Origin of the sequence: Rhodopirellula maiorica SM1 (genome assembly GCF_000346295.1) — a bacterium.
GTDB lineage: Bacteria > Planctomycetota > Planctomycetia > Pirellulales > Pirellulaceae > Novipirellula > Novipirellula maiorica.
Map to the genome: position 1 here is coordinate 1 of NZ_ANOG01000772.1, position 9,234 is coordinate 9,234.

The window sequence follows — 9,234 nt, forward strand, 5'->3', positions numbered from 1 at the left end:
ATGCGCGAGATCAATCGCCCTGGTGGGTCGCTTGGTCGATCCCAGTGCTGCAATCTCGCGCTTCGCGTCTGGGGTGATGCCGCGATCACCGACAACGTGCTAAAGCATTGGCTGTACCGGTTGTACGAACGCAATGGTTGGTTGGATATCGGACGCAAACGACCGATACCGCACGAATCATGGTTCCAGGTCGCAGGCTATTTCTATTACTTTGGTCACTACTATGCGGCCATGTGTGTGGATCAATTGCCGGCCGCCGAGCGTGCTCCGTATCAAGCGATGCTGGCGGATTTAATCGTCCCACTACAAGAAAAGAACGGATGTTGGTGGGACTATCCGCTGTACGATTACCATCGTCCCTATGGGACCGCGATGGCGATGATGACGCTGAAGCGATGTCTGCCCGCCGAGTAAGGATTGTTCGGCGTGTAGGTGTCCGCTTGGGGCGTAGCGAAAGTCGCCAAAGCTTTCGGATTACCGCTTAGCTGCGGATCATACGGATCAAGTCGTCGTTGGAAAGCTTCGCAGCGGCCTCGGTTCCTTCCATCACGCCGGCGACGAGATCGCGTTTGGATTCATGGAGTGCAAGGATCTCTTCCTCGATCGTTCCCTTGGCGATGATGCGATAAACCATGACCGGTTTGTCTTGCCCGTAGCGATGCGCTCGGTCGGTAGCTTGGTCTTCGACCGCCGGGTTCCACCACGGATCCATGTGGATCACATAGTCGGCGGCCGTCAAATTCAATCCGGTCCCGCCTGCTTTCAGCGAGATCAAGAACACGTTGGCGGTGCCTTGCTGAAAACGATCGACGGCTTGTTGGCGTGCTGCGGCGGGGGTTGATCCGTCCAAATATTCGTACGTGATTCCGCGAGCATCCAGTGCCGTTCGAATCAATGCCAAGTGGGCGGTGAATTGGCTAAACACCAATGCCCGGTGTCCTTCTTCGCGAAGACTATCGAGTGTTTCACACAGTTGGTCCAGTTTGGCCGACGATTCGGTCCAGTTTTTATTGACCAAGCCAGCGTGGCAAGAGATTTGTCGAAGCCGTGTCAGCATCGCGAGGATTTTGAACCGTTGGTCTTTGATGTCGGGTTGTGATTCGAGCTGTTCGATCTCGCCGATCGCCACCTGTCGCACCTTCTCGTACTCGGCACGTTCAGCGGGACTAAGATCGACATACAAGTTCATTTCGGTTCGCGGTGGCAATTCTGTCAGCACTTCGGATTTGGTCCGTCGCAACACAAACGGCTTCAACCGTTCGGCCAACGCCATCCGGCTGGCTTCGTCGCCTTGTTTTTCAATCGGCAAGGCAAATCGTTTACGAAAATGATCCCAACCGCCAAACACGCCGGGGGAAACAACATGGAACAGACTCCACAATTCGCCAAGATGATTTTCGACGGGGGTTCCGGTCAGTGCCACGATCCAATCGGATTTCAGTGCGGCGATCGCCTTGGACGTTTTGCTGCGGCTATTTTTGATCGCCTGCGCCTCATCAAGCACGATCGTTCCCCATTGGATCTTCGCGAGTGCGGCGGCATCACGTAGGGCCAATCCGTAGCTACAGACGACAAGGTTACCGGGACCGACCGATGGCAGAAACTCTTCACGCTCAGTTTCGCGGTACAAATGCACGTTCAAATCCGGAGCGAACCGCCCGGCTTCGCGAGCCCAATTGAATCCAACCGAAGTGGGGGCGATCACCAAGCTAGGGCCGGTTTCGGATCGGTCCAACAACACCGCAAGCGTTTGCAGTGTTTTGCCTAGCCCCATGTCGTCGGCCAAAACCCCGCCGACGCCCCATTCGGCCAGACGACGCATCCATTTGTATCCATCGATTTGATAGTCACGCAGTGTCGCATCAAGTTTTTTAGGGAGCGAGGGATTCAGTTTTTCGGAGCGGTTGAGTCGAGTCAAGCATTTCTGCCACGATTTGGCCGCTTTGATTTCGATGTCCGATTCCATCAAGTCCCGGATCGCGGGGGCTGCGGTGGCATCGAGTTTCAACGTTTGGCGATCCGCGTGCGCCGCATCATGCAATCGATTCAAACGTTTGCGTAGCGAATCCGAAATGCGAGCCCAGCCTCCGTCACCCACACGGATAAAGTCGCCTTGGATTTCGTCGGCGGTTGCTGTGGATAATCCATCGAGAAGTTCTTTGAGTGGGACTTTCTTGTCGCCAAAATCGCATTCACCGCTGATGCCAAACCAATTCCGTTTGCTGGAGATATCGACGCGGACATTCTTGCTAGAAAGACTGCCCAAAACCGAGATCGGTTTCTCGCTCGTTTTGTCCCACAGGACCTCGATATCGAGGTCGCTTGTTTGAAGCCGTTCGATAACACGCAGTGCGGCGTGGAAATCGGTGGTCGTACCGAAACCGGTACTGTCGTCGATCTGCAGATCAAGCGACTCGGCGATCTTTTGAGCTCGCTGAAACTCTTCCACAGGATCACGTTGCACTTGGACCGGTTTTCCATCTCGGGTTACCGTGACGACCATCGGATCCGCACCGGGGCATCGCAAAATTCCCGCGGCATCGCGAAAACGAATCCCATAATCCATGGCACCGTCACTGCGTGATCGCAGCAACAAGGCAAGCGGCGCCTGTTCGCGGATGATCGGGCCCGCATGCGATTCAGGCAGCCGTAACGAGATTCGTTTTTGCAGCGAACGCACCTTTTCGGTCACCGCAGCAATCTGGTCATCTTCAAAGACACCCAGACCAACGACGTCACGCATCAATTCGATGTTCTCGCCATCCATCTCGCTTAGATGCAGAACTTGGTTTTTCGCATCGATACTCAAAAACGCACTCCGAGTGCAAAGGAGTTTGCCCTCTCGGGTTTTTCCGTTTTCGTCGGTAAAGCCAAACGCCCATTTACCGCTTTGCTTCAGCGGCAACAGGGCGATGCAAATGGGGGCACGAACAAGCTGGCAAGGTTCGCCATCGAACATCAAATTGGGTTGATTGACGAGCCGCGACAATGCATAAAACGCATCGAGAATTAACCCCGAACCACCGTAGTAGTACCCCTCGTCGTCGCGAGTGATACCGGCGACCACCCTGCGGTCCGCCGTTGATAACGGCAAATCCACTTCTTTGACAAGCCGATCGAGCGACAGTTTCTTGCCTTTGGTAAATCCATCTCCCCTTTTTTTCTGCATTTGCAGCATGGCAGAGACGGTCACGTATCCGTCGTTGAACTGGAAATCCCAAGCGACACGCTGAGCTCGTCGCTCTTGCAGAACCGGTAGGCTATCGTCACCTGCGGGATCATCCTCGGATGCCATGGAGGATTCAAAGTCGATCAATGCATTCAATCGCCTAAACGCTCGTTCTTTTAAATCGACTTCAAAGCGATCGTAGTTGGCTTTGCCTTTGGCAAAGTTGCCCTTGATGACGTCTCGTGATAGTGGCGACCTCATGAATTCCAATTGGTCCAACAGGTAGTCGACGAATTCGTACTGATGCACGCAAATTCGTTTGCCACCCGCATCGTCACAAGTGCATCCCGTCAGGAAATCGGCATCGTCGACTCGAGCAAAGACCTCGGGCTTATCTTGCGAAGTGACAACAACGCCATGAAATTCTCCCGCCGAGAATACTTGCTTGACGGAACAGCGAACGTCTTGATCGCGGGTCAGGTGCTTGATCGTCGGAGGAAACGCGTTGAAAATGTCAACGAGACGATCATGCCACTGCGCATGCCGGTGAAGGCCTACGTTGGGATCGATTTTTGGCGGCAGTATAAAAGAGGGCAATTTCGCCTCATTCGCCGATGCCCTTGCCTTGGCGAGTTGGGCAATTGCGGCTTGCATTGCTTGTGGGTTCAAAGATCCGTCTTTCATAATGACAAGCCATGGCGTGAAATGAGAACGTTGCGTCGTGGTCGCTCGACCAAGACCTGCCTCGTTATATCAAATCCGCCGTTTTATGCCGAGTCAGAACGATAAAGCGAGCGTTGTAAACGCTCAAGTATTCGCTTGACCTTTGATCGTTCGCTGGGCGACCTTCCATGCATCGACTAGGTGCGTCTGGTAGCCTTCGGGGCTGAGTAGCGAATCGACTTCCTTGCTTTCGATTTCGAACAGCCATCCGTCACCGTAGGTATCAGCATTGATGATCGAAGGGTCCGTCAAGCAGGCATCGTTGATCGTCACTAAGACGCCCGCGATCGGCGCGTAGAGATCGCTCTCGGCTTTTTTGCTTTCGATCGCTCCGATCAATTGGCGAGACGCGATTGTGGCGACCGGTTCGAGCGTCCACTCTAAAAAGTAGACGTCTTGTAATAACCGCACGGCATAACCGGTCAAGCCGAAACGCCAACGATCGCCCGTGGTTTGTAACGCCCACATGTGATTGCGGACGTACATTCGGTCGCCTGGAAATTCGGCTGTAAATTCGCCCATCGCGAACGAGAACGAATCACTGCTCACGTGTAGCGAACCCCTTGGTGCTCGGGTTCAAAGAACGCAGGCAACAACGCGTCGGCACGCAGTAGTCCATCGCGAGTCAGTCGGATCGTGTCGCCATCGATCGTGACCAATCCGTCCTCGACGTAGGTGTTCCATTGGTCTTGCCAATCCGAGAGGATGTCGACACCAAATTTGTCGCGAAAGTAGCCGACTTCTAGATAACCACGCTTGAGCAACAGGATCATTTCGCGGACCAAACGTTGATGATCGGTGGGCACAAACCCGCGACCGAGTGGCAATTCGCCCGCTTCGATTGCCCCCAGATACTGCTCGAGTTCAGGTAGGTTTTGGTAGTGCACTCCGCTGGCGTGACCAAAGCTGGCGATTCCGGTCGCCAACAAATCGGCACCCTGCCAAAGATTGTCACGGTACGAGAAGTTGACTTTGCTAGGGTCTTTCACCACGGTGTAGGCGCTGCTGACGCTGTAGCCGGCGGCGATAAATTCGCTGAATGCGTAATCAACCCAAGCCCGTTTGGTCTGCCAATCGGCCACCGGGCTTTCGACTTTATTGCCAAGAATATCTTTGCTGTAGACCGTGTTAAACGGCAATTCCATTTGATAGATCGTGACGCTTTCCGGCGACAGTTCGAGAGTACGTCGCACGTTCTCTTTCCAATTGTCCCAGGTTTCGCCAACCATTCCCGAGATCAAATCGATGTTCACGTTGGGGAACTGAGCCGCGCTGATCCATTCCCAAGCATTAAAAACTTGCTTGCTCAGATGGGCGCGTCCGTTGTCCTCGAGAATCTTGTCCGAGAAATTTTCGATTCCCAAACTCAAACGGGTCACACCGAGTTCTTCGCGAAGCGTTTTGACTTTGGTTTCGCTCAGCGTTCCCGGTTCACATTCAAACGTCACCTCTTCGGCACCGTCCCAGGTGATGTGTTGGCGCAGTCGATCAGCCAGCTTGGTAAGCTGTTTCGGGGCCAGAAAGCTTGGGGTGCCTCCGCCAAAGTACACAAACCGAAACGGTCGGTCGCCCATTACGGGCAATTTGCTGACCATCGAGATCTCGTTGCACAGCGCATCGACATACCGCTGGACTTCCGCGGCGTTGACGTCGGTAAAAACTTTGAAGTAACAGAACTTGCAGCGTTTGCGGCAAAACGGAATGTGCAGATAGAGCCCAAGCGGCGTGTCTTCTTTGGGGGCATGATGTAACGCCTCGTTTACCGCCGGCAACTCTTCTTTCTTCCATTGGCTGTAGGGGGGGTAGTTCGAGATGAAGTAGCTGCCGACTTCGGTTTTCTTTTTATCGCTTGCGGCCGATGACATGTGGAGTGGCTTTGGGCTGTAGGAGGGAAAGGATTCAAGCGGTGGGACGTCTTGTTGCAAATCGCTTGGGTAGCGACAGGCAAGTTACGTCATAAAACAGTCAGGTGGATTTTAGGACGCGGGTTTGGCAAAGCACCGTACGATCCCATTATCATCGGCCACAAATACTTCGCCACCGGCGATTGCAGGTGGCGCGATAAACGAGCCGCGAATTTCATATTTCCAGCGTTCGCTTCCGTCGGCAAGCGACAAGCGAATCAGCCGTCCATCGGTCGACGCGATCCAAACATCGTCTGCCGAGATCACCGGCGACGCATCGGCACGGCGACGAAGAGTATAACGCCACAAACGTTTTCCGGTCTTCATTGAAATCGAATCGACCTGTTTGTTTTGGCTACTGACGATCACCTGATCGCCAGCGACCGCCGCACTGCCGCGGTACTCTTGCGGGCGGTCCTCGTCGATGTAACGCCACTTTTCTTTCTGATTTTTCCAGTCCAATGCCAAAACCGCTCCGTCCATGATCGGCAAAAAGGCGCTGTCGCCTTGGACCGCAGGGGTGCTGCCGGTGGGGCCCCCAAGCGGAATGGTGTCTCCGATCGCTTTGCCCGTGTTCAAATCAACGATGTGCAGTTGCCCATCACATCCGCCCAGGAAAGTGCGATCTCCAGCAACGGTGGGGCTACAGCGAATTTGGTCGTCGGTTTGATAGGTCCACACGGACGAGCCGTCTTTGGCGGCAAAGCAGTACAGTTTTCCATCCTGGCTGGCGATCAGCACGTTGTCGCCAAAAAATGCCGCCGAGCCGTCGATCTCGCCTTCGGTTTCGGCTTGCCACAGCAGTTTTCCCGTTTTGGCCTCGAGAAAATAGAAATTGCCTTCGACATCGCCGATTGCGAGGTGTCCGTCGTGAAACGCCGGTGCGGCGGTGAACCCGGTGTCATAGTTGTGGGTCCACACTTCTTTGCCGTCGGACCGCGAGATTGCGTAGAGTTTTCCCATCACATCGGCTGCAAACACCAAATTGTCGGCGACGACCAACGCCGACTCGATCGCCTCGTCCGCCTTGTATTCCCATTTAACAACCAGATCTTGGGGGACAACCTGATCCGTGGCACCGGTGGATTCGGGGTTTCCTCGCGCCAACGCCCAATTCGAAATGGATTTGCGAGCCGATTCGTCCGAGGCGTACCCGGTAGGCGAAACAGCGGTGGCAAGCGAAATTGAGATCAAAACGACGGCAAATTTGACGCAGCCGGCTTCAGAAAACATGTTTATCTTCAACATTGCAGCTTATTTTCGAGTCTTTGCGATAGCCGGTAGTCAAAATCGGCGATTCCAGCGATTATACGTGCTTGCTTCACCCTGCGAATGCAGGACCGTTTTTCCTCGATGTTTTTTCTGACTTCATGATTTGTGTTAGCCTCGGTCGTGCCCGCCACAAGCGGATGATTGCTGAACATCAGTTTCTTGTCGAACAAGGCGCCGAGTTGGTCGAGCTTCGGCTGGATTTCATCGGGCGAGCGGTCAACTTGAAGCGTTTGATTGATGAACGCCCCGGTCCTGTGGTGATCACGTGTCGCCGCCGCGAGGACGGGGGACGTTGGATGCGGAGCGAGCAGGAACGGTTAATGGTGCTGCGGAGTGCCATCGCCGCTGGGGTCGAATACGTGGATATCGAAGCCGATATTGCTTCGCAAATCCCTCGCTACGGCGACACAAAACGGATCATCAGCTACCACGATTTTGCCGAAACCCCCGACGATCTCGAAAGCCTCGCGGCCGCAATGGCGGACGAGGACGCCGATATTGTCAAAATTGCATCGATGGCCAACAGCTTCTCGGACAACATCCGTATGCTGAATATGGTCAAAAACGCCAAGCGACCGACAATTGGAATTTGCATGGGCGAAATCGGGATGGTGACCCGGATTCTAGGCGAACGCGTCGGATCGCCGTTCACCTATGCCACGTACAGCGCCGAAAAGAAACTGGCGCCGGGACAGCTCAATTGGAAAGAAATGAACACGCTGTACCGCTACAAGGAAATCAACGAAGCGACCGAATTGTTCGGAGTCGTCGCCGATCCGGTGGCCCACAGCTACAGTCCGCTGATTCACAACACCGCCTTTTACGACCAGGGGCTGAATGCTCGGTATTTGCCGTTCCGCGTCCCCGCAGACGACCTACACATTTTCCTACAAAACGCCCGCAAACTCGGGGTCAGTGGGATTAGCGTTACGATCCCTCACAAGGAACGAACGCTTGAATATTGCACGCAGGCCGAATCGAGTGCAAACGGAATCGGGGCGGTCAATACGGTGATTTTCCAAGGCCAAGACAACCTCGGCTATAACACCGATTATCGGGCAGCGATGGATTGCATCGAACAGGTGCTGACGTTGAGAAAAGATGTCGACAAACCGATGCAGGGTATGTCGGTCATGATCCTTGGCGCCGGTGGGGTATCACGGGCCATCGCTTGGGGATTGCGACAACGGGGAGCCGAAATCACGATCGCCTCACGAACCTTTGAACGCGCCAACCTTTTGGCGACCGAAATCGGATGCCGTGTGGTCGAATGGGATGACCGACATTCGCAGAAGGTCAATTTGTTGGTCAATGGAACGCCGATCGGAATGCATCCGGATGTCGACAGCTCTCCGTATAACGCCTCGGCCATGAATCAATTCATGGTCGTCTTTGATACGGTCTACAATCCGGAAAGCACGATGCTGATTAAGCAAGCGAAAAAGCACGGCTGCCGCATTATCACCGGTGTCGATATGTTTGTTCGCCAAGCAGCGTACCAGTACAAATTGTTTACCGGACGTGATGCTCCTTCCCAATTGATGCGGGACACCATCAAACAAGCGACCAACCCCGTTCAGTTAAATTAAGCATTTGCGGCATTAGGAGTGATCGTGACGCAGGATTCTTCGCAAAATACCCCCCCTTCGCCAGAGAAACCCGGCGACGAAACCCCTTCGCTGTTGGCGGGGGTGACGATTCGCAAAGCGATGCCAAGTGACGCCGAAGCGATTCACGCCCTGCTGCGGCCTTATGTGACCCAGCGTCTATTGTTGGCTCGCACCGAAGCCGAAGTGATCGAGCTGACTCGACACGGATTTATGGCGGTGCGAACCGATGACGGCAAAGAAAAGTGCCTCGGTTTTGCCGCCGTTGAAATCTACAGTGCCAAGCTGGCCGAACTGCTCAGCTTGGCGGTGCACCATGACTATCGGAACATCGGTGTTGGCCGAATGTTAGTCGACCACTGTGTCCAGCGAGCTCGTGATCTGGGAGTGATGGAGGTGATGGCAATCAGTTCCTCCGAAGAATTTTTCAAAAATTGTGGCTTCGATTACTCGCTGCCCGACCAGAAAAAAGCGTTCTTCTGTCAATTACGCCCTCGCCACCCGCACTGATCAGCTAGGCAACCGTCGTTGCGGCTAGCAGAGCAGGCTGTTGATTTAG

Annotated in this window: 6 protein-coding genes and 1 pseudogene; 3 read left to right on the forward strand and 4 right to left on the reverse strand. The window is 54.2% G+C overall.

The window, feature by feature from the left end; all coding sequences use genetic code 11:
* A pseudogene (locus tag RMSM_RS25075) lies at positions 1-414 on the forward strand (hypothetical protein); the annotation flags it as partial.
* A 67-nt stretch (positions 415-481) separates the two neighbouring features.
* Here the strand turns inward: RMSM_RS25075 and RMSM_RS37330 are convergent.
* The 4 genes from RMSM_RS37330 to RMSM_RS25095 form a co-directional block, all read right to left on the reverse strand.
* Complete coding sequence (locus RMSM_RS37330; RefSeq protein WP_236622295.1) at positions 482-3,823, reverse strand: DEAD/DEAH box helicase; 3,342 nt, start codon at positions 3,821-3,823, stop codon at positions 482-484.
* A gap of 153 nt (positions 3,824-3,976) precedes the next feature.
* The gene (locus RMSM_RS25085) at positions 3,977-4,441 is read right to left on the reverse strand and encodes a glycine cleavage system protein H (protein WP_008703152.1); all 465 of its coding nucleotides are present in this window, start codon (positions 4,439-4,441) and stop codon (positions 3,977-3,979) included.
* Positions 4,438-5,757 carry a coproporphyrinogen-III oxidase family protein gene (locus tag RMSM_RS25090; RefSeq protein ID WP_008703155.1) on the reverse strand — a complete coding sequence of 440 codons (1,320 nt, stop codon included), beginning with the start codon at positions 5,755-5,757 and terminating at the stop codon, positions 4,438-4,440. Before RMSM_RS25090 ends, RMSM_RS25085 begins: the two co-directional genes overlap by 4 nt.
* Before the next feature lie 111 nt (positions 5,758-5,868).
* A complete protein-coding gene (locus RMSM_RS25095; protein ID WP_008703157.1) occupies positions 5,869-7,029 on the reverse strand; it encodes an outer membrane protein assembly factor BamB family protein in 1,161 nt (386 codons plus the stop codon).
* Between the two features lie 137 nt (positions 7,030-7,166).
* Between RMSM_RS25095 and aroE the strand changes: the two genes are divergently transcribed.
* Together aroE and RMSM_RS25105 are read left to right on the forward strand one after the other, a co-directional pair.
* On the forward strand, positions 7,167-8,657 hold the full coding sequence (gene aroE, locus RMSM_RS25100; RefSeq protein ID WP_040769330.1) for a shikimate dehydrogenase: 1,491 nt from the start codon (positions 7,167-7,169) through the stop codon (positions 8,655-8,657).
* A gap of 18 nt (positions 8,658-8,675) precedes the next feature.
* The gene (locus RMSM_RS25105; RefSeq protein ID WP_008703162.1) at positions 8,676-9,185 is read left to right on the forward strand and encodes a GNAT family N-acetyltransferase; all 510 of its coding nucleotides are present in this window, start codon (positions 8,676-8,678) and stop codon (positions 9,183-9,185) included.
* The last annotated feature ends 49 nt before the right edge of the window (positions 9,186-9,234 follow it).

Coding starts and splice junctions, on each gene's coding strand:
- RMSM_RS25090 (WP_008703155.1), bottom strand. CDS start 5,757: ATGTCATCGGCCGCAAGCGATAAAAAGAAAACCGAAGTCGGCAGCTAC.
- aroE (WP_040769330.1), top strand. CDS start 7,167: ATGATTTGTGTTAGCCTCGGTCGTGCCCGCCACAAGCGGATGATTGCT.
- RMSM_RS25095 (WP_008703157.1), bottom strand. CDS start 7,029: ATGTTTTCTGAAGCCGGCTGCGTCAAATTTGCCGTCGTTTTGATCTCA.
- RMSM_RS37330 (WP_236622295.1), bottom strand. CDS start 3,823: ATGCAAGCCGCAATTGCCCAACTCGCCAAGGCAAGGGCATCGGCGAAT.